Genomic DNA, 19,812 nt, shown 5'->3' with positions numbered 1-19,812 from the left:
CGGTTTAACCCCCTATTGTTAGAGCCATCTCCCATAATCTCATTTTTTCATTGAATTTCATAACAGCCAGAAAAGGCTAAGTTATACAATGATGGTCCGGCGGCCTTGACAGCCCTAAGGGCTGCGGAATGATTTAACTACCGACGGGCGGCTCCGAAAACATGCATATAGGTACCGTCCCGTCGGTATGATATTGTACCACAGCCCTTTTAACGAGCTGTCAAGGCTACCCTACGGCGCCTAGTACTTAAACTAAGTTTTCCTCAGGGTCTCACCAAAAACATATTTAATTAAACTTTGACGATAAAAGGTTTTACTTTACCAAGTGCTAATTGATTTATAAATTCCATAGGAGATAAGTCATATAAGCTACCATGCAACCGGCGCTGATTGTAAAACTGAATATAATCGGTAACAGTGCGGTAAGCATCTTGGTAAGTGGCAAACTCATGTTTGCTCAGACAATCATTCTCCAAAATAGCGTGAAAGGATTCAATATGAGCATTTTTATTAGGGGTTTTAGGTGGAATACGTTCGTGCTCTACTCTAAATTCTGTACATGCATTTTCAAAGGCATGACTAATAAACTGTGGGCCATTATCGGTTCTAATTACCGGTTTGGCTGTATCGGTAAATAGCTGACGTTTCCACAATGCTCGTTGCATTAACTGGGCGGCATGTTTTCCTTCACAAGAAAGCCCAAGGTGGTAGTCTATAATAATCCGATCATAGACGTCGATGATACACATTAAATAAAAGAATCTATTTTCTCCGGCAATGTATCCGTATTTAATATCTATTTCCATTAGTTGGTTAGATTTTGTTATTACACGATTAATAGCAATTTTACGTGGGTGCTTGATATGGACTTGGCGCTGTGGTGCTAGAATATCCAGTTCTTTACAAAGTCGATAAACTTTTTTCTTATTTATAACAAGTCCGTACTGACGCTGTAAGCAGCGAGTTAATTTACGGTACCCATAAATACTTTCCTCACCGGCAATTAATTCCATTAACCATTCTTTAATTTGTTCATCACTAATTGGCTTGCCAGTTGAGGTAAGAGAATAACCTGGTATTTTTCTTCCACCCTTATACACACGTTCTTTAACGGGATTTTTTTTACGATGGTAATACGTGGATTCGCTTACGCCGACAATCCGTAGTACAACTGCTGCTGAGTACCCCCGGTCAATCCATATGTCGGCAATTTCTATTCTGTCTGAAAGCCGGGGTTTTTCTTTTTTAATAAATCCCTCAGGATTGCAATTTCGAGGTCTTTTTCACCAAGGATATTTTTTAGCTTGTCATTTTCTTTTTCCAGTTGTTTATATTCTTTATGTGAAGGTATATAAACAGCTGTTTTCTTGGACTCACTGCTTGTTTGCTGCCATGCTTTATGTTTTGATTCGCTAATCCAACGGTATAGGGTTTTGGGGTGAACCTCGTAGCGTTTAGCTACTTGTCCTACATCGTTGATTTCCAAGGCATCTTTTATTACTTGATCCTTGAACTCTTTAGGATATCTTTTACTTTTCATGTCCTATCCCCTCCGTCAATATTATTTTACATTATTGTGGGACAGGACTCCAATCTCATTTAGGGGCTAAATAGTTATCATATCGGAAATCATCATTAAAGTAGCTATCTAACTTATTCGCTGATAATGCACTTCGTGGCAATAAACCATATTTAAATATATTAACCAAGTTTTCCGCTCTTGTAAAATGAAAAAGAAATTCAATTTGTCTCTCTTTTAATATTTTCTTCATATGAATTCCACCTCAATTCGATACTAGAATTTAAAATATAATAGAATTACTCATGTGGTTGCCACGCCTTCATAGAAAAAACTGGCCGATATTCACATTTTATCAACCCTAAGTCAATAAAGTTTGAAAATTATGTCGAACTAATAAAAATACACCGGGATTTGCCCGGTGTTACATGTGGTGACTGTGGAAATGTGATGAGTTTGTGCTTAACAACCTAGAAGGTGATAAATTTGGTTGTTATGCTGGTTAACTTACTGATGGTACTACGTATATTACCTCCCTAAATTGGTTAGTTACAAGAGGGCCTCAACGGTTTTCAGCCTACTGACCCGATGCTCATATAAGGTGGATGACTGTCTAATTATCCAAGGATGCGAAATCCAATGGGAAATGGGCCAGGCCATTTCTCCTCATTATAAGTAAATAAGCACAGGCGGCCAACCCTTTTACACGGATCGTTTCATTGTGCTTTTATAGCACCAATTGGAGTGTACAATAGATCAGTACACTATTTTTTTAACCTACTATTAAAATTCCGAATTAAAAAATCTGACAAAGCAGTTTCATGCATACTACTTATAGGAATATGTACCACAGTGGAGATACAGTTTTCCTTATATGCACCAGTGTTATTGAATGCATCGTTTTTCACTATAGAATATAGTTGGTTAATAATTAATTCCCAATTTTCCCTGTTAGTATAACTTAAGTCAATTCGATTACACACTTCTTCATCAATTTCGTAAAAAGGCAATATTCTTCCATCAATCCCCCTTAATTTTTCCTTGATGAAGTATATGTTAAAATCTTCATTAAACTTCATTACTTCTTCCTTTTTTGCTTTAATCCCAAAAAATTCTAATTGCCCCTTTTGTGGTTCTATACGCATAACTCTATGTAGTGGTTCTGTATCAAACCCAATAATAACCTCGATTGGAGTTTTTCCTAGAATCTTGTCGGTTGCCATATACAATAACTCAGCTACATCAATAACTTCTTTAACTCTTTTCTCTTCTGGAACCCTATAATCATGTTCAATAAGATTTCTTTCATCATTTATGTTTTTCAGCATTAACGTTGGAAGCAACCCAACTAGTTCAACAATTTGTAATTTTGTCGGAAAATCACATTTAATATTAGGCATAAGTAAGCCATATTGATTTAGAATTAAATCAACCCTTAGGTGAATTGCTTTTTTACAGTTACTAAAAGCATTAGTTCTACTTCTTAAATCATTTTGTTTTATGTCTTCTAAGCAAAAATCAAGATACATGTTTGGACATTCTAAATCTGCATATGGATGTGGTAAAAAACCTCCATATAAGGTAGGAGACATATAATTAATTCCCAGTTTATTATTTGGGTTAAAAAAATAAAATACACTCACTTCGTCACCTTCTCCTAAAAATAAACATTACTTAATCTTACTGACTTCACAATCCAGGACAACTTAGTCATTAAATTAAATTTATAATCCTTCAGCTTGCCTTGGGTGTATATTCCGGTGCAAAATGAGCCATTGTTCCGGTGTATGAGATCCATACCTTCGAAATTTTTGAGCCAATCATCTGGGGTGAGAGCCACTCTTGTAATTGCCATTAGTGACCCCCAGAGTAGGACTTTACATGGGGTCGGAGGATGCTACCCTGATTCAAGGGATGTGGCCTACCCAAGAGTAATGCTTCTCAGGAGCCACATCCCTCGCCACATTGAAGCATCCGACGTAAAAAACTTGTGTTTAAAACAAAACCTGACTATTACACCTAATGGTTGTTTCTGTTAAACTTTAATTTCTTTTTAAGATTAACTTATCCTTATCTTCAAAAGTAATATTATAATCGTTTCTCAAACTGTTTAAAACATTAACACCTTTTGCAGCGACGCCAATTTTTAACGCACTAATAGCTGTAGCATTCCCTAAGATCCCTACAGCTCCACTACCTGCTAGAGCTGAAATCGGTGCCCCTGCACCACCTGTTGTAATAATAATACCAACTCCTATTATTAAGCCTGTTACAACTACCCCCCATGCAATATTCCCCGTCGCTTTAATCTTGATCGTTTTCTCCTTTAGGTCCCCTTCAATTGTGATTTGATCTTCTTTATTTTTAATGGCACTGGCTAGTTCTTCTTCAGTTGCAACAAACACAATCGATTTAACCCCCTAAACTTTTTAAATTAAGAAATTTGACCTAACATATAAACAAAAATTTTGTAATTATTGTAAATTACCCATAATTAATTATAATCAGTAAGTCTATACATAATAACTATATCACTGTCATATCATTAATATTTGAGAATTATTTTGAACTAATAATACTAAACCGGTTTGCTCGGTGTTACTGTGGTAACTGTGAAAATGCTGACGAGTTTGTGTTTCCACAACCTAGAAGGTGATAATTTTAGTTGATATGCTGGTTAACTTTCTGATGATACTATTCATAATTGAGATCTTAATTACTCATGCCTCACATAGTAAATCTAGATGATTGATATTAACTAGCCTAAATAAACATTCTCATTATGCCATTCTAAATACTTTAGATTCGGTAAATGTTCTTTTCGTTCTGGTAAAATAATCAGCTTGCTGCCATGATAGGCATAGTATTCTTTGCCATTGCCAAAGTCTTCTTTAATACGATGGCTTACCTCTACTGTTAGCGTCTTATCTAAGGTGATATATCCTCTATCAAATAGGGTGTGAAAATCCCTTCTTAGAAGCAATCCATTATTGATCTCGTGGGGACCTTCCATACTATATGGTTTAATATGCGCCGCTTCTAAAACAGGCAGTGTTTTTTCCCCTGTTATTGCGCATCTTCTATGATAAGCATCTGTTATCAGAACCTTAAAGGCTCCCTGCCCGATCCGTGGTTTAATTACTTGCTCTTTTCCGTAGCGGTTATTATTAGCATTTTCTTTTATAGCAAACTGCATGGTATCTTCCATCCTAAGTTTATCCTGCACCTGTTTATATAGAGATAAACCATGCACTTCGGAGGTGTCATAAGTTTTGCCTTGTACGATATTGCGATTCCAGTCTTGAGGAACCGGAATCCAATCTTGCTCATTAAAATAAAAGGGCATGGAAAGGATTATGCATCCGATCTGTGGATCTGGATCTAATAAACGATTTGTTTTTTTATATTTGTAAACTCTGTTATTAAGCTCCAAAAGGCTCTTGGCACCATTTGCAATTCCGAACGCCTCCCAAGCTAAGGAAGACGGTAAGATAGAAAACTTCAGAAAAAAACCGCCGCCTACGATATAGTCCTGCGGGCTATGTAGCTTGAATAAAAATAAGTCTCCTTCATTCAATGCCTTAAAATTAGTGCGGCCTCCAGGTTTCCAAAAGTTCACTTCATCACAATTTTCCTGCTTTAAAGTTTTGAACCAATCATAGTCTGTTATTCCAACATACATTTTCATAAGCATCCGCTTCCTTACCCTGGCTTATCTTTTGACATGATTAGCAAGCAGTTTACACATTTAGCATAAATTCATTCTACCAACATTAACCTGATAAAGTTTAAGAATTATGTCGAACAAATAAAAAACACCGGGATTTGTCCGATGTAATGTGGAAACGGTAATTTTGTTTTATGAGAGATTTGAATGAATTGTATTGAGGTTTTTGGCAAGAATTGTGACCAATGCATCGCTGTTTTCTTATCTTACCTAATAATAAATTAATTACCTAATAAAACCATGTAAAGTAGCTAGTCTCTTAACAACCTCTTGTTCAGCGCCATTTTCTATAAATCTAATTATTGGTTTATGAAAGTCAGTCCGAGGAAGAAGGATTTCTATTCCTACGTCTTTCTCAGTATGAGTTAAACTATATAAACAATCATATATTTGACCCCTATCTTTTATCTTTATAATTGCACTTAATATGTATTTATACTCTATACTGCGTTGCATTTCGCCGAAACCTAACGAAAACACTTGTTCAATTGACAAATCTTCAAAACAGTTTTGAGAATTTGATTTTTGCTTCAAACTATTAACTAGAAATTCCATAGAAAAATTCGAATACATATCAGTAGAAGTTAAATCTATTGTCTCATTTGAAAATATACTTGCACTCCATAAAAAGGCCAGTTCTCTAGGAGTAAGCTTTTCAATACTTATGTTTGATGCTAAATATTTTAGTGTTTTCCAATTAGGTAAGATTTCATGAAATATCCAATATTTAAAGGTATCTAACAAGACTTTGTACGCTTCTGTTTTAAAATAACTATCTACTAGATCTGGAAAACATAAAATTCTTTGCTTTAAAACTTTGCCTTCCATAAGGTGAAACTTGTATGGTGCCGTTTGACAACGTTTATTGATCCATTCCCTAGTAGAGTTGGAAAGGTAGGAACTGGTTATTAGAAGCAAATGGTCGGCTTGCTCTGCCTGTGCCCATTCAAACTTTGTACTAACTTCCTCTACCGGAACTCCTTTTGAGTAGTGTTTACATTCAATAAACCACTTCTCATGATAATTGCCTACTAATGGATTAGTTATTGTGAAGCAAGCCTCAATATCACGGCCATTATCAGGACCACCTTGTCGCCAAATAGCGGAATGGAACCCGGCTTTCATTACAAGATCAAAGCACAACTCTTCAAACCTATATGCATCTAGCACATAGAAATCCAAATCATTTTCTTCAAAGTACACATTATATACCCCCAGTCCTATTTTTTGACAGAACAATGGATAATACCTTAGAGATGAATATTCCCCTTGCCAGATTGATGGACACGCAGTTAAGATCGATGAAGATGGTTTAAAAACTATGTTGAATATATTAAAAACACCGGATTTGTCCGGTGTATGATTTATAGTCAAGTATTAGTTAACAGTGTTAAATAAGAACCGGTATATCCAGAAAAATAATCAATATAATTTTGGTGGATATCCTTTATATCTAACTACTGAACGTACATGCCCTTCCCACATTCCGATCAATTGTGTCCATTCCTTTTCTTGCAAGTAATCAACGGCAGGCTTTCTCAGATCAAATTCCGGTAAATATGTACCAGTGACTCCTTTTTCAAGTATACCTTCGTCTATTACTCCTTGCTCCCTCAAAACAAGTATTGGTAATCCTATCTGAAAAGCCATTGCTGGCTCAATATGGCAATAAGGACTTGTAATCCATTTATCTGATAAATCATAAGGAACCTCACCAATATCGCTATCTTTTTTGCCCATACCTGTTTGAATATACCCACGCCTAAATGCAATAGTAAGTAGCCCATTAGATTCCAGCATTAGTCGCCTAATTGCTGTTAATGGTTCATCCATATCATAATCTGTAACCCCCAATGTTCTTGGTTGGAGGCCTCTTCCTTCTAGATATGCTGATATAGCTTTAATAAACTCCACCTGAGATTTTAAATGGGGTCTAGGATAGCTAAGAAAAATAGGTATTTTCACTAAAGGTACACCTCTTTAATAAATTTCTAATTTGTTAATTAATTATTCTTTAGGACATTTTATCACCCTTAATTCGAAAGAGTTTAAATTTTTTGTCGAACATAATAAAAAACACCAGGATTTGCCCGGCAGAAACTAACCTGAATCCGCTGAACATCGACAAGATAAAAGTCCTTGCTGTAAACAAGAACTTTTATCTTAGAAGTCACTATCACATTATTTGAGTTGTTACCTTACAACCCATTCATCAATTACCTTCTCTCCTTTTACTACATAATACTTATAGTATCTGTCGCTCTGTGTTAGACCTTTTTCATGTCGAACTACTAAACAACCTGGTGGATGAAGTACGTTATCCGGTATAGCGATGTCAACAACAGTAAATTCCTTTTCTTTCTTTTCAATCTCATCCATGTAGAAGTCGCCTATAAAATCTCTTAATCCCTCTTTTTCCTCTTGTGAAATTATAGAAATACCTAGCATATCAGCCACTGCCTCTATTGCCATCTTTTCTATCTTCGGATCTTTTACCCGTTGAGGGCTAAGTGTGTCTATATTTATAGTGGATGTAGAAGGATCCCATTTTATTGTCGCTCCTAATGCATCGCTGACGAAGCGTATTGGAATATAGTCATTCCCTTCAATGTTTACTGCTTCACAATCGTATGTTCTGCACTCTTGATGGCCAACATACTCAGTATAATATCCATTATCTCGTTGAGTTTTATATGTGAATATAGCTTGGTTGTTCCATGTTGCATACTGAATGCTGGTATTACCTATTACCATACCAACAAAACCTAAACTAGGATTACCAAAGTTTCCTCCCATCGCTTCAGTAAATGATTTGACAGGTATGTAGCACCTGCCATGTATTAACACCCCAGGAGGGTCTAACACAAGGGGTTTATTATTATAGACTACTTGGACTTTTTGCAATGTATTAAGTGGTGGGGCCTTCTCAAGTCTTTCTTTCCTTAGTTTTTCTTCAGCCTTTTCAATCCAATGAAACCTTTCGGCTTGTTTAAAACTGCAAAAGGGACAAACAAGTGTTTTTTGCCCGTTATAATATCCCCAATTTGAACTCTTGTCTGTGCGAAAAAAGGATCCACAAACATAACAGTCGGTCAGTGGTGCTTCAATATAAATTGTAGCAGCTGCTAGGGAAATCGGATTTAAAATCAGAAACAGTATTAAACATAAAATCAATATAGTTTTATTATTTCTCATTAATCTATCCCTCCTACCAAATTGTAATCATCATTTTATTAATAGTGAAACAGTTATACAATATATTTGTTTCGTTGTTTTTCGACAATTATAGGCAAATTGTATCTTGGTAAACGACCCAGCCTTCATTTATAAAGAGGCTTTCTGGTTCAGCCCAATACCTTTATTAGAATAATTTATGTATTGCCAGACCAAAGTCCTATATGATAGAATTTTCTGCAAAGAATGGCAAGGGATATGAAAATCTGACAGCTATGTATCATCAAAAAACACCCTTAGGGGTGGTTTTGTGGTTTATGGGGGATTCGACATAACTATACAATTTTCTTAGGGGTGACGACTGTGACATTTGAAGTAGATATGTGGGCAATATTATATGGTTTCTTCTTTACTATGAAACTTGTTTGGCCTTTTATTGCAGTATTTGTATTGGCCATTTTATTGTTGGCAGCCATAAAAAGAGCAGTTAAAAGATAGATAATCTATCTATTACGAAACAATTATATATCTTACAACAAACAGTCATATCAACAGGCTGTGGGTAAAGGATTACCTTAGGGACGACATCGTGGATGGGCGTCTCTTTTGTAATTATATGTGAGGTGATTTCGAAAAAGAAACAGAGCTAATAATTATTTTACAAAGACTAGTATATATCAGAATAATGATAAGAAGTTTGGGGAGTGAACTAGTGTGAATTGCCCTCACTGTAGAATCGAGTTTCATGATAGACCAATGCAGACGGAAATAGGTCGTGACATTGTTGGTTACTGGTATCTTATAATTCAAAAATGCCCGGCATGTAAAAGATTTATTTTGCAACTAACCGTAAACGGGGAGTACCGCTTAGTTTGGCCTAGAAGTAGTTTAAGATCCCCTTGCCCCAAAGAAGTACCTAATACAATCTCAGAAGACTATACCGAAGCTTGTATTGTGTTAGCAGACAGTCCTAAAGCATCTGCCGCATTAAGTAGGCGCTGTCTACAGAATATTCTTAGAGAAACAGTAAAAGTAAAGCCTTGTGACCTTGCTAAAGAGATTGAACAGGTTGTTGATAATAAAATACTACCAACACACATTGCTGAGGCACTTCACACATTGAGAATCATAGGTAACTTTGCCGCCCACCCGATAAAAAGCCAAAAAACTGGCGATATACTACCAGTGGAACCAGGTGAAGCTGAATGGAACTTAGATGTTCTAGAATCACTATTTGATTTTTTATATGTACAACCAGAAAGATTGAGAAAGAGAGAAGAAGCAATTAATCAAAAGCTAGTTGAAGCTGGAAAGAAACCACTTTGGTAATATCTATTAGGAGGATAAAACATGTTTGATTCAAAATACTACGTTCCTATTTTAAAATGGAAGCGTGGAGAACAAAAAGCTTTGGAGTTCTTATCTGATCAGCACAAGGAAAGATTAACACCACTAATAGAAATAGTACCAATTCCATATGACTATGCTAATGACCGGCCACAGAAAGCTATTGATGATCACTTAAAAGATATTGGCAATCAACTGAGCACTTCATGGGGTAAAGAAAAACCAATTTTCCTTGACCTTTACTGGTTAGATGACTCTGAAAGGCTGAAGGATGATAGGCATCCATTAGAGTTTATACGGTCTGAAGCTAGTCAAAAAGGTATAAATCTTATACCTGTAACAGGAACTACAAGAAGTGATGATTATAACGAAGCTGTAAAAGAAGCTTATATTCAAGATAAATTGGGGGTATGTATTAGATTAGAAGATGAGGACTTTCTAGACATTGATAGTGCACTAGAAGATTTATTGGAGCAGTTATGTGTTAAACCGGAACAAGTAGATTTAGTTATTGATTTCAAATATACCTCTCCATCAGATGAGAGAAAGAATATTTTATCTATGGTAAGTGTAATAAATTCAATCGCTAATATTAATGTCTGGAGAAATCTTATTTTGTGTTGCTCAGCATTCCCCGAAAATATGTCTGGCCTACCAAACGACATTATCACTCCTATTCCAAGAACTGAGTGGATTACATGGAAAGCACTGGTCAATACAAAAAAAATCAGGCGTATGCCTGTGTTTGGTGACTATTGTATTGGAAGCCCCGGTTATGTTGAAATGGATCCCAGGATAATGAACATGACTGCAAATGTCCGCTATACAGTGGAAAATGATTGGCTAATTGCAAAAGGTAAATCAATCAAGAAACATGGTGGTGAACAATACTACGCTCTATGCCAAGGTCTAACGCGCCATCCACAGTACTGTGGCCATGCTTTCAGTTGGGCGGATCAAGTAATTTTTGATTGTGCTAAAAGAAAGTGTGGGCCAGGAAATGCAGAAACTTGGAGAAGAGTAGGGACTAACCACCATCTTAGCTTTGTTGTTGAGCAACTCTCCAGTTTTCCCGTAATTTAAGCTGTTGTCTTACATGAAATTGAAGTTCATGTAGCGTTATGCTCTCGGCAAGTCTTTTCCATATTACTCTTCTGGACTTACCTACATAGCCCTTTTCAAATCCGAACATAGTCAATAGCTCTAATGCTTCCTCTTTCCAAAGAAGTTGTACTAAACTATACGGGTCAACTTTGGGGTTTATCCCAGGTTCCCGTATAGGGATCAGTTCAACCTCGTCCTCTCTAACCTTTTCAGCTTGCTTTATCCCCCACCAAGGTGGAATCAAATCAACGACCTTATCAATGTGATTCTTCCCCGTAACTATAGTAACAGTATCTAATACTTTATTATATATATCCACTTGTCTAGGTAAACGCTCTAGTGTATCACTATCGCTTTTTATTTCATAACCGTGAAGTGACCCATTAATAATGGCAATATCGATCCTAGCTTCCCCCTGACAGAGGCCTAGTTCATCTACCATTATTGTATCATCATCGCATAAATAATCACGCGATAAGACTTCATGTAGTTTTTCACGAACATCTATATCCCGTGTTTTCAATTCTTTACACCTTTCTCCCAGAGGCAGCCTGTCTTATTTTATAAATTATATCATTCAATAAAGAAAAGCTCAATAATCATATTTTCCATTTAATTACATTTATTTGCGCAATAGAGTTGTTAAAATTTGACCACAAAACCAAACATATGTTTTATAATGTGTTAGAGGTGATTAATTATGCGAGTTGCAATATATCCGAGAGTTTCGTCAGAGGAACAGCAAGAGCGTGGGACTATAAAAAATCAGATTGAATTTGCATTAAAATACTGCGACCTTCACCAGTTAAATATCGCAGAGTGGTACAAGGATGATGGGGTTACTGGGACCGTTCCTTTGCAAGATCGCCCAGCCGGGGCTAGATTACTTGATGATGCCAAGGCCGGTAAACTAGATATGTTGCTCATTTACAAAATTGACCGCCTGGGCCGCTCAGCTCGTGTTATTCTTAATGCTGTTTACGATTTAGAACAGTACGGTGTAAAAATCCGCTCCATGACTGAACCATTTGATACAGGTGACCCAAACGGCCGCTTCCTCCTCACAATCCTAGCTGGTGTTGCCGACCTTGAACGTGAAACCATCCTCTCACGCATGTGGCTTGGAGCCAATAGAGCTGCCAGAGCAGGTCGTTGGCTTGGTGGCATTACCCCTTACGGCTACTTCGTTAATGAGGAAGGTTACCTTGAGATTAATGACAACCACCTCCCCGGCATGGATATGAGCGAGGCAGATGTTATTAGACTCATCTACAAGCTAACGGTCGAGCAACATTACTCTACTATAAAAGTGGCAGATTATCTCAACGCCCTAGGGGTCCCTCCATCTTATGTTAAAGATGGTCGCCTTCTTAAACGAGGAAAACGCAAAGTCAATACAGCCGGCATCTGGAGACCGGCCAGGGTAAGAAATATAATCTGTAGCACTACTTACAAAGGTATTCATGAGTATGGGAAAAGAAGCAATAAGAAAAGGGATTTAATAACCAGGGAAGTCCCGGCCATTGTCTCTGCTGCTGACTGGACAAGGGCTCAGAAAGTTCTTCGAGAAAATCAATTAGATTCAACCAGGAATTCGAAAAACCATTATCTTCTACGAGGTTTAATTAAATGTGGAACCTGTGGGCTCACCTACTGTGGCATTAATTATGCTGCAACATATAAGCAAACAGAAAAGGCTTATTATGTGTGTAATGGTAAAACTATTTACCGAGGTCCCCTACAGGGTAAATGCACCTCAAAGAATGTGCCACAGTGGTGGATTGAGGGGTTAGTTTGGCAAGACTGTGTTGACTTTATTCAGAACCCTGGTGAGGCCCTAAAGGAACTTGCTAAGTCAATGAAAGGTAGGCAATCTCAAAAGGGTACTTTGGTTGCTGAAAGAGAAATGATACTCAAAGCAGCACAAGAAAAAGAGGCAGAGAAAGAAAGTATTCTCGACCTCTTCAGAAAGAGTATTATTAGCAGTGCAGATGTTGAAAAGCAACTGCAAAAGATAGCTATAGAAAAGTCTCACCTGGAAAATCGAGTAAAGGAATTGGAGTTACAAATCGAGGACGAGGTAAATATTGCAGACCAAATCATTTCTGCTGAAGAGTTATTAATCGTGCTACGGGATAAGATTAGTGGGGAGTTATCTTTTGAAACCAGGAGAGAAATTGTAAAGGCTTTGGTCAAGGGTATTACTGTGGAAACCAGTGTCGATGAGAATGGGCGAACACATACGGTTGTTTCCGCTTCATACAGTTTTATCAACAGTGTTATACGAACCCCCAAGGGTTCGCCGCACCCACCAGCATAATATTAGCAGGAAAAGTAAAGTTTCCGGCAACCCTGCTAACATTTATGCATCTATCCTCTAAGGGTTGCCTCAATGCCTCCAGGCTGTCTTTATGGAATTCCGGCAATTCGTCCATAAACAATACACCCTGATGGGCTAGGCTTATCTCACCGGGCTTTGGAATGCGCCCACCTCCCACAAGGCTGGCAGTGGATGATGTATGATGTGGAAATCTGAAGGGTCTTTTATTTATTAGCGGACTTTGGGGAGTTAGTTGGCCCGCTAAACTATAAATCTTAGTTACTTCTATGGCCTCATCAAAGGTCAGGTCGGGAAGTATTGAAGGTAAGCGGCGCGCCAGCATTGTCTTACCACATCCAGGACTGCCAAGCATCAGCACATTATGGCCACCTGCCGCCGCAATTTCTAATGCCCTTTTGGGACCCAACTGTCCCCTTACATCTTTAAAGTCTAGGTCATCTAACCTATCAAAACCTGATGTCCACAGCACATCACCAGTATAGGGCGTTAAGCTTTCTTCTCCATTTAAAGCCCTGGCTAACTCCCCAAGACTATCAGAACCAAAGACAGTTATATCCCTTACCAAACCACCTTCATTTACATTGTCCAAGGGTATAATGGCCTTAGTAAGGTCTTTTTCCCGGGCCACCAGCAAAAGGGGCAGCACCCCGCTAACCCCCCTTATCGAACCATCCAAGGAAAGTTCCCCTATAAATATTGTCCCTGAGCAAAGCTCCGGCCTTATTTGCCCTGTTGCTGCCAATATGCCAATGGCTATGGGCAAGTCAAATCCCGGCCCCTCCTTTCTTAGATCAGCAGGAGCCAAGTTTATGGTAATCCTACGAATCGGAAAATCCAAGCCAGAGTTCTTAATAGCACTACGTACCCTGTCTTTCGCCTCCCGTACGGCAGCATCGGGAAGTCCAACAATATCCATGCTTGGCAGTCCGTTGCTTACGTCAACCTCTACCCATATCTTTTGGCCCTCTAGTCCCTGCAAGGCCACACATTCAATAATCGCTAACACAAGTTTCATCACCCATAAATTTAAAAAATGTATTTACTATGTAGAATGCCTCTGTTGTGATAATACTATTTCGTTATTATGCTAATTATTTAGCTGCTCATTTGTAAGGTTTCTATAAAGATGAGATTATTCCTGTCTATTTGTGAACTTTATACAGATAATCTTAGTGGGGTAGTATGTTTTTTTAGGACTTCTGGTATGTCTCTATTGTATCCCCTGGTAATCCTACTACATGTTTAATATAATCATCTTGGGACTAAACCTGTGGCGGAAATGTGTAAAATTTATAAATTCTAGGCCACCATTAAAATTGGTATTACCACTCACTGTGAATGAATATATACTATAAATAATACTCAGGGAAAGAAGGCAACCAGCGATGGATTTCTCACTTAAGGAAATAGTATCTTTTTTAAGCATTGTGTTGTTATTAGTTATGTTCCCAGGACCTAACACGGTTTTAATAATGCATTCGGTAGGTGTAAATGGCAAAAAATCCGGTTTTTTAAATGTGGCCGGTATTGTAACCGCACTTTATTTTCATGCAATAATCGCGGCAGTTGGATTATCCGTTATCTTGACACAATCCACACAATTATACATGAGCATAAAATATTTGGGTGCACTTTATATACTATACTTAGGTTTAACAAGTATCTATTCCTCATGCTTTCATAATAATCAGAAAGCAAATCAACTAAGTGAAATAACTAATCGTGTACATATTGAAAGCCTTAGTTCTTCTTTCTACAGAGGATTAATTTCTAATATACTTAACCCCAAGGTAGCACTCTTTTATCTATCGTTCATACCGCAATTTGTACATAATCAAAGTAACTTTTTAACCGAATCCTTATTTCTTACTTTTCTTTATTCTTTAATATCTGCCTCATGGTACTCCTTACTTGTTATATGTATTGATAAGTTCCAAATATTTTTTGAGCAAGAGAATATTAGGCAAAGAATCAAAGTGATTTCTGGGTTATTTCTAGTAGGTCTTAGTATTAAGATGGCTGTAGAAAACAAATAGCAACTCCCATTGAATAAATTTGCTATACCCCAAAAGAATTGTGTTTATCCCGTTCTATCTTTAAATCAATAGATATAATATAAAGACCTGTGGGTAGCACAGATCTTTATATTACTAAATTTATTACTTTCTACTCTTCTTCATATTCATCATTATAATAAACTACATACTCCTTAATTACTGCCTTGTCTCCATTCATTGCAAGTATACTTACTGCATTACCTACTCCCTTTTCCTTTCTTGCTAGCTCGTCATCGGTAATGAGTTTTACCATAATGCTAAATCTATTATTAACAGGCGTTGTTTTTGTATTAAAGTTTAATGGACTATGTATTACTATATACTCTGTGTTTTCGCAAGTTCCACTAACCATAAAAGAATCTTTATTTGTTACAGTCGGAATCTCTTCATCAAAGGTGATAATTGGCTTTTTGTAATCAGTCACCACGCCTCTTTTTGTAGTTCCATAAAAGTCCACAAGCAAATTGTCATCATCATATTTGTGGTAATAATATTCCTCTTCTTCAGCTTTAGGTTCCTCAACTTTTTGTTTATCTTGTTGTTTATCTTGTTGTTTATCCTTTTCTTCTACCGCCTCTTTTTTATCTTCTAAAGCATCTCTTTTATCTGCTATAGAATTTTCTTCTTTTACATTTGAGTATGTAATAATGACGGTTTTCGACATGCTATCCCATTGTACATCACAACCAAACTGTTCCATGACAATCCTTATGGGTAAGTATAATCTCCCACCTTGACTTAGAGAAGAAGATTCATTATCTATTCTTATACCATTATTAAAGATGTATGGTTTACCATTTGGAACCTCTAAATAAATCCCATTCTTTTCAGCAATTGCAACTTCCATTTGTTCTAACCAGTTGACCTTAGCACCAAATTTTTCAAGGGTAGCTTTAAAGGGGACTTGAATGCGATTGTACTCATCAGAAAAGGGACTCCCTGTTATTTCATTAAATTCCACTGGTTCACCATTAATCGATACATGTATTTTGTCCTGCAACTCAGCTGATGAAATCGTAGGAACTAGACCCATAAATAAAATGAATAATGTACCCACCAAAATTCTTTTAATCAATCCGTCAGCCTCCTTAATAAATTTATTAGAAATATTATCCATATTACAATTCTGTATAAATATTAATATTCCTTTTCCATAATAGATATAAGTGTTAATTTAAATTTAGCAAAGCATGCTATAAGCCACCTTAGCAGCAAATTTTCCTATAGATTAAGAACAGAAAATTAGGCATAAAAAAAGAGCCTGAGGCCCTATCATTTTGTTATATAACAATATATAATATTTTTCTTATAGTACCTAATTTCCCCAGAAAATAACTCCCCGGGTGCATTAAGATTGGGAACTCTGGCGTCTGTGTCAAATCTAAATTCCTGTACTTCTTTAACAGTAAAATAATCTGTGCTTTCTCCTACTAAAATTGCTGAACATATTTGTCCATCAACAGTTTTAATAACTATTCGACACCCCATCATTATACTTCCCCCCCCTTACCACCATTATCGGTATTAAAGATTGTTAACTTTAGAAAATCATCGGTAATTGATTACACAATAATAACTAATACAATTTTTTTAACAAACAAAAATTACCCTATGTTACTTTTTCTAACAAATCTCATATCCCTTATTTTATAATATTGAACCAAAGCCTTATCTAATCGCTCACTTGCTGCTATCACTTCAGGATCGGCAATATATTTTTTACTGGCTAGATACTTAAGCTCATGTCTTAAATGCTCAATCTTTTTTAACAATTTCTCAATATCAGACATCCCAGACACTTCTTTCTTTTGATTTATTGGTATACATACCCACAAGGTCTGGAAATTCGTCATGTTTAATAATTATCCTTCACACAAATAACGACAAATTTTCCAATACCCCAATTTAGATTATTGTAAATTTAAAAATAAATTACAAAACCGCTTATTCTATAAATAATAAGCGGTTTTGTTTTACTGCAATAAGTTGATTTAGTTTCTTTCTTTAACCTTTAACCAAACATCCTTCATTAAAAATGATTCTTCAACATTTTGTTCCATTTCCAAAAACATATTATAGGGAACGCTGAATGATAGAATATCTTTGTCAACCTTATTACGGGCTGAAATATCAAAAAGACCAATAACCCCTCGGGGGTTTTCAGATTTTCCTTCATTAAGCGGAATTATACAGATACTGTGACAACCTGCACCGAAAGGAGAAATAACATTATCGCCGCCATGGCGGTTATAATTTGCCAGAACCACCAGAGCAGAAATCTGATCTGGAGCACCAAGGAAAACAACCACTTCAGGTTTTTCTGTAGGCAACACTTGCTCAAGGGGTTTAAAAACCACGAACTCAGTAGGAACATCATAATAGGGAAGGGCATCAGCGAAAGATTTTGCAAATTCCGGGGTCTTTTTATATGCTTCGCCATGACTTAGAGCGGGCATATTTCGTAGGATTCCTTTACCTATCTCTGTTTGACAGAATTCCTTATTTCCTGTTGAGAGGAAATACTCTATGCCGCCAGGGAAATTTACATAGGTGTTGCCAAAACCAAGTCCCGCTCCCCCACCAATACAGCCGTAGGTTTTTCGGTCAAAGACTACTGTCTTTCCCTTGGCGGCACCTGCTAGCATGGCAATTACACAGCCAAAACGACCTTCTTTAAATTGAAGTGCTCCCTCAGGTCTTTCATCCGTAAAAACAATAGCTACTGGAGAATACCTTAACTTAATGGATTCTGAGATTTTACTTCTCATTTTCTTTCATCTCCTTTCAAGCTTGAACATTTCCAAGGTTGTCGGCAGAGCCTTTGACAAGCTGCCCTATATTCTACCCCTAAATATAGTTGTCAGGACAATTATATACTTTTAGAGGTAATCTATCAATCCTAACCTGGTTCGTTATTTGAAGTTTTATCTCTCTAGGTACTTTACATTGCTTCTTATTCATGGCAATGCCCCTTGGAATTAATCCAAGGGGCATTGCTTAATAAAGAGCTTTTCCTTACAGCTTTATTGTTTAATTCAGGCCTGCACGCTTACTGGTAATTTGATATAAGGCTCCTACCACTACCAGTAATGCACCTGATACTACTAGAATGGAGCCAATGGGTACGATATCTGCCAGAGGGCCAAAAAACAATATGGCAAAGGGCATTGCTGAGCCAGTAACGATTTGAACTAGAGAGAATACACGTCCCATCATAGCCTCTTCCACATTTTCCTGAATCAATACAGTTTGCGCTGTGGCGACGATCGGCATGAAGAATCCGGCCACCCCCATAATAATTAAATATATGGTGAAATTACCGGCAATACCCAAGAGACCAAAGGTAACGCCAAAGGCCATCAGACAAATGGCCACCGTGCGGATTTTATCTTGAAAATTACCCTTCATATAGACAAAGACTCCGCCAATTAAAGTACCGATGGTCCAAACCACTTCATTTGCTGTTAATAGCCAAACATCATTGCCAAAGCTACGTTCCACTAATAGGGGAGTTAATACAGCCGCTGGTGTAATTAGGATGAAGGAAGCTCCAAAACAAATTAATATTCCCCTCAACAGCCTATTATTAAATGTATAGGCTATTCCCTGGCGCAACTCGGTGAAAACTGAAGCAGGTTCCGTGGACCTGGCAGCCTTTTCAACCCGAATAAAGGAAAGAACTACAATGGCTAATGAGGCGGTAATCACATCCACCATAAAGGCCCCGGTAATACCCACCGACCCCAATACGACTCCTCCCACTGCTGGAGAGAGCAGCATCAATACAGAATTTAAGCTTTGATTAATACCTTGTACCTTGGTCAACTTCTCAGTTGGTACGATCTGTGGATATAGGGCAATGACAGCGGGCATTTGAATCCCTGCACCAATTGAACGGATAACTGAAACCAATAAAATCAGTTCCATTCTTTGGTACCCGGTCCAATAGGCAATTGCCAAGCCCAGGGTAGCCAGGGCAATGAAGCCGTCTGCCAGCATAATGAGATGTTTACGGTTATAGCGATCCGCCCAAACACCAGCCCAGAGAGAAATAAACACCTGGGGTAATAAAGCGCAGATAGTAAAAAACATCACCCATATACCAGAGGAGGTTTCCAAAGTGATATGCCAGATAATGGCAAAGCTTACAACAGATGAGCCAAAAAGAGATATATTTTGACTTATTAAAAATAAGACAATCTTCTTTTTCCATGATGCATTATGTTCATCCTGTAGATTTGTGTTCATAAAATTCGCCCTTTCCTCATTTACTGGGGAGAGAACACAAAAAAAGACGCTAGAAAACTCCACCGTCTTTAAACAAATACTAATCTTAATGATTTCTAAATAAGGTTAGTAATAAAGATGTGTCTTCTCCGGATGTCCATTTTTAAATTTATTTAAATGGGCACATCTATCCCTATAGGTAAAATCAAGTTTGGTAAGCATATGGACAGTTGCTACCATTTGCATTCCAGCTAAGACCCACATCTTGTTACACCTCCTTTTAATAACCACACTAATGATACTATATGCCTATCCA

The 19,812-nt window shown here is 37.2% G+C and carries 23 protein-coding genes and 1 pseudogene; 5 read left to right on the top strand and 19 right to left on the bottom strand.

Annotated features, from left to right (window positions below; translation table 11 throughout):
• Positions 1-290 precede the first annotated feature (290 nt).
• The 10 genes from P6N53_RS08370 to P6N53_RS08325 all read right to left on the bottom strand — a co-directional run bounded on the left by P6N53_RS08370 (position 291) and on the right by P6N53_RS08325 (position 8,441).
• A complete protein-coding gene (locus tag P6N53_RS08370) occupies positions 291-1,196 on the bottom strand; it encodes an IS3 family transposase (protein ID WP_304542390.1) in 906 nt (301 codons plus the stop codon).
• Positions 1,197-1,213: 17 nt separating this feature from the next.
• Positions 1,214-1,540, bottom strand: a complete 327-nt coding sequence (locus P6N53_RS08365; RefSeq protein ID WP_304542387.1) for a transposase — start codon at positions 1,538-1,540, stop codon at positions 1,214-1,216.
• A 55-nt stretch (positions 1,541-1,595) separates the two neighbouring features.
• Positions 1,596-1,772, bottom strand: a complete 177-nt coding sequence (locus P6N53_RS08360) for a hypothetical protein (protein WP_304542386.1) — start codon at positions 1,770-1,772, stop codon at positions 1,596-1,598.
• A 511-nt stretch (positions 1,773-2,283) separates the two neighbouring features.
• Positions 2,284-3,162: a hypothetical protein gene (locus P6N53_RS08355; protein WP_304542385.1), complete on the bottom strand. Its 879-nt coding sequence runs from the start codon at positions 3,160-3,162 to the stop codon at positions 2,284-2,286.
• A gap of 14 nt (positions 3,163-3,176) precedes the next feature.
• The gene (locus P6N53_RS08350; RefSeq protein WP_304542384.1) at positions 3,177-3,374 is read right to left on the bottom strand and encodes a hypothetical protein; all 198 of its coding nucleotides are present in this window, start codon (positions 3,372-3,374) and stop codon (positions 3,177-3,179) included.
• A gap of 187 nt (positions 3,375-3,561) precedes the next feature.
• Positions 3,562-3,924 carry a PM1101 family membrane protein gene (locus P6N53_RS08345; RefSeq protein ID WP_304542383.1) on the bottom strand — a complete coding sequence of 121 codons (363 nt, stop codon included), beginning with the start codon at positions 3,922-3,924 and terminating at the stop codon, positions 3,562-3,564.
• A gap of 353 nt (positions 3,925-4,277) precedes the next feature.
• Positions 4,278-5,207, bottom strand: coding sequence for an HNH endonuclease (locus tag P6N53_RS08340; protein WP_304542382.1), 930 nt, complete (start codon positions 5,205-5,207; stop codon positions 4,278-4,280).
• Positions 5,208-5,471: 264 nt separating this feature from the next.
• Positions 5,472-6,449 carry a restriction endonuclease gene (locus P6N53_RS08335; protein ID WP_304542381.1) on the bottom strand — a complete coding sequence of 326 codons (978 nt, stop codon included), beginning with the start codon at positions 6,447-6,449 and terminating at the stop codon, positions 5,472-5,474.
• Between the two features lie 219 nt (positions 6,450-6,668).
• Entirely contained in the window at positions 6,669-7,211 is a 543-nt protein-coding gene (locus P6N53_RS08330; protein ID WP_304542380.1) for a hypothetical protein, read from the bottom strand.
• Positions 7,212-7,439: 228 nt separating this feature from the next.
• Positions 7,440-8,441 carry a stalk domain-containing protein gene (locus P6N53_RS08325; protein ID WP_304542379.1) on the bottom strand — a complete coding sequence of 334 codons (1,002 nt, stop codon included), beginning with the start codon at positions 8,439-8,441 and terminating at the stop codon, positions 7,440-7,442.
• 342 nt (positions 8,442-8,783) lie between these two features.
• Between P6N53_RS08325 and P6N53_RS08320 the strand changes: the two genes are divergently transcribed.
• The 3 genes from P6N53_RS08320 to P6N53_RS08310 all read left to right on the top strand — a co-directional run bounded on the left by P6N53_RS08320 (position 8,784) and on the right by P6N53_RS08310 (position 10,850).
• Positions 8,784-8,918, top strand: coding sequence for a hypothetical protein (locus P6N53_RS08320; protein ID WP_304542378.1), 135 nt, complete (start codon positions 8,784-8,786; stop codon positions 8,916-8,918).
• Between the two features lie 216 nt (positions 8,919-9,134).
• Complete coding sequence (locus tag P6N53_RS08315) at positions 9,135-9,749, top strand: DUF4145 domain-containing protein (RefSeq protein ID WP_304542377.1); 615 nt, start codon at positions 9,135-9,137, stop codon at positions 9,747-9,749.
• Positions 9,750-9,770: 21 nt separating this feature from the next.
• Complete coding sequence (locus P6N53_RS08310) at positions 9,771-10,850, top strand: beta family protein (RefSeq protein WP_304542376.1); 1,080 nt, start codon at positions 9,771-9,773, stop codon at positions 10,848-10,850.
• Here the strand turns inward: P6N53_RS08310 and P6N53_RS08305 are convergent.
• Positions 10,807-11,394: a sce7726 family protein gene (locus P6N53_RS08305; protein ID WP_304542375.1), complete on the bottom strand. Its 588-nt coding sequence runs from the start codon at positions 11,392-11,394 to the stop codon at positions 10,807-10,809. The two genes, P6N53_RS08310 and P6N53_RS08305, sit on opposite strands and share 44 nt — an antisense overlap.
• Positions 11,395-11,571: 177 nt before the next feature.
• Between P6N53_RS08305 and P6N53_RS08300 the strand changes: the two genes are divergently transcribed.
• Positions 11,572-13,191: a recombinase family protein gene (locus P6N53_RS08300; RefSeq protein WP_304542374.1), complete on the top strand. Its 1,620-nt coding sequence runs from the start codon at positions 11,572-11,574 to the stop codon at positions 13,189-13,191.
• Here the strand turns inward: P6N53_RS08300 and P6N53_RS08295 are convergent.
• Entirely contained in the window at positions 13,151-14,227 is a 1,077-nt protein-coding gene (locus tag P6N53_RS08295; protein ID WP_304542373.1) for a YifB family Mg chelatase-like AAA ATPase, read from the bottom strand. The genes P6N53_RS08300 and P6N53_RS08295 overlap by 41 nt on opposite strands.
• Before the next feature lie 175 nt (positions 14,228-14,402).
• A pseudogene (locus tag P6N53_RS18740) lies at positions 14,403-14,471 on the bottom strand (S26 family signal peptidase); the annotation flags it as partial.
• A gap of 126 nt (positions 14,472-14,597) precedes the next feature.
• Between P6N53_RS18740 and P6N53_RS08290 the strand changes: the two are divergent.
• Positions 14,598-15,248: a LysE family translocator gene (locus tag P6N53_RS08290; protein ID WP_304542372.1), complete on the top strand. Its 651-nt coding sequence runs from the start codon at positions 14,598-14,600 to the stop codon at positions 15,246-15,248.
• 130 nt (positions 15,249-15,378) lie between these two features.
• Here the strand turns inward: P6N53_RS08290 and P6N53_RS08285 are convergent, their stop codons facing one another.
• The 6 genes from P6N53_RS08285 to P6N53_RS08260 form a co-directional block, all read right to left on the bottom strand.
• A complete protein-coding gene (locus P6N53_RS08285) occupies positions 15,379-16,344 on the bottom strand; it encodes a copper amine oxidase N-terminal domain-containing protein (protein WP_304542371.1) in 966 nt (321 codons plus the stop codon).
• A 197-nt stretch (positions 16,345-16,541) separates the two neighbouring features.
• Complete coding sequence (locus tag P6N53_RS08280; protein ID WP_304542370.1) at positions 16,542-16,760, bottom strand: hypothetical protein; 219 nt, start codon at positions 16,758-16,760, stop codon at positions 16,542-16,544.
• Between the two features lie 113 nt (positions 16,761-16,873).
• Complete coding sequence (locus P6N53_RS08275) at positions 16,874-17,059, bottom strand: aspartyl-phosphate phosphatase Spo0E family protein (RefSeq protein WP_304542369.1); 186 nt, start codon at positions 17,057-17,059, stop codon at positions 16,874-16,876.
• A gap of 201 nt (positions 17,060-17,260) precedes the next feature.
• Entirely contained in the window at positions 17,261-18,037 is a 777-nt protein-coding gene (locus tag P6N53_RS08270) for a DUF169 domain-containing protein (RefSeq protein ID WP_304542368.1), read from the bottom strand.
• 262 nt (positions 18,038-18,299) lie between these two features.
• Complete coding sequence (locus tag P6N53_RS08265) at positions 18,300-19,517, bottom strand: MFS transporter (protein WP_304542367.1); 1,218 nt, start codon at positions 19,515-19,517, stop codon at positions 18,300-18,302.
• A 105-nt stretch (positions 19,518-19,622) separates the two neighbouring features.
• On the bottom strand, positions 19,623-19,760 hold the full coding sequence (locus tag P6N53_RS08260; protein WP_304542366.1) for a hypothetical protein: 138 nt from the start codon (positions 19,758-19,760) through the stop codon (positions 19,623-19,625).
• Between the last annotated feature and the right edge of the window lie 52 nt (positions 19,761-19,812).

Origin of the sequence: Desulforamulus aquiferis (assembly GCF_030577015.1) — a bacterium.
Classification (GTDB): Bacteria; Bacillota; Desulfotomaculia; order Desulfotomaculales; family Desulfotomaculaceae; genus Desulfotomaculum; species Desulfotomaculum aquiferis.
Note: the sequence above shows the minus strand (reverse complement) of the source record. Positions and strands in the feature narration are given on the sequence as shown.

Excerpts from the sequence above, each read along its gene's own strand:
- P6N53_RS08365 (WP_304542387.1), bottom strand. The coding sequence starts at position 1,540 with ATGAAAAGTAAAAGATATCCTAAAGAGTTCAAGGATCAAGTAATAAAA.
- P6N53_RS08360 (WP_304542386.1), bottom strand. The coding sequence starts at position 1,772 with ATGAAGAAAATATTAAAAGAGAGACAAATTGAATTTCTTTTTCATTTT.
- P6N53_RS08350 (WP_304542384.1), bottom strand. The coding sequence starts at position 3,374 with ATGGCAATTACAAGAGTGGCTCTCACCCCAGATGATTGGCTCAAAAAT.
- P6N53_RS08340 (WP_304542382.1), bottom strand. The coding sequence starts at position 5,207 with ATGAAAATGTATGTTGGAATAACAGACTATGATTGGTTCAAAACTTTA.
- P6N53_RS08325 (WP_304542379.1), bottom strand. The coding sequence starts at position 8,441 with ATGAGAAATAATAAAACTATATTGATTTTATGTTTAATACTGTTTCTG.
- P6N53_RS08310 (WP_304542376.1), top strand. The coding sequence starts at position 9,771 with ATGTTTGATTCAAAATACTACGTTCCTATTTTAAAATGGAAGCGTGGA.
- P6N53_RS08300 (WP_304542374.1), top strand. The coding sequence starts at position 11,572 with ATGCGAGTTGCAATATATCCGAGAGTTTCGTCAGAGGAACAGCAAGAG.
- P6N53_RS08295 (WP_304542373.1), bottom strand. The coding sequence starts at position 14,227 with ATGAAACTTGTGTTAGCGATTATTGAATGTGTGGCCTTGCAGGGACTA.
- P6N53_RS08290 (WP_304542372.1), top strand. The coding sequence starts at position 14,598 with ATGGATTTCTCACTTAAGGAAATAGTATCTTTTTTAAGCATTGTGTTG.
- P6N53_RS08280 (WP_304542370.1), bottom strand. The coding sequence starts at position 16,760 with ATGATGGGGTGTCGAATAGTTATTAAAACTGTTGATGGACAAATATGT.
- P6N53_RS08275 (WP_304542369.1), bottom strand. The coding sequence starts at position 17,059 with ATGTCTGATATTGAGAAATTGTTAAAAAAGATTGAGCATTTAAGACAT.
- P6N53_RS08270 (WP_304542368.1), bottom strand. The coding sequence starts at position 18,037 with ATGAGAAGTAAAATCTCAGAATCCATTAAGTTAAGGTATTCTCCAGTA.
- P6N53_RS08265 (WP_304542367.1), bottom strand. The coding sequence starts at position 19,517 with ATGAACACAAATCTACAGGATGAACATAATGCATCATGGAAAAAGAAG.
- P6N53_RS08260 (WP_304542366.1), bottom strand. The coding sequence starts at position 19,760 with ATGTGGGTCTTAGCTGGAATGCAAATGGTAGCAACTGTCCATATGCTT.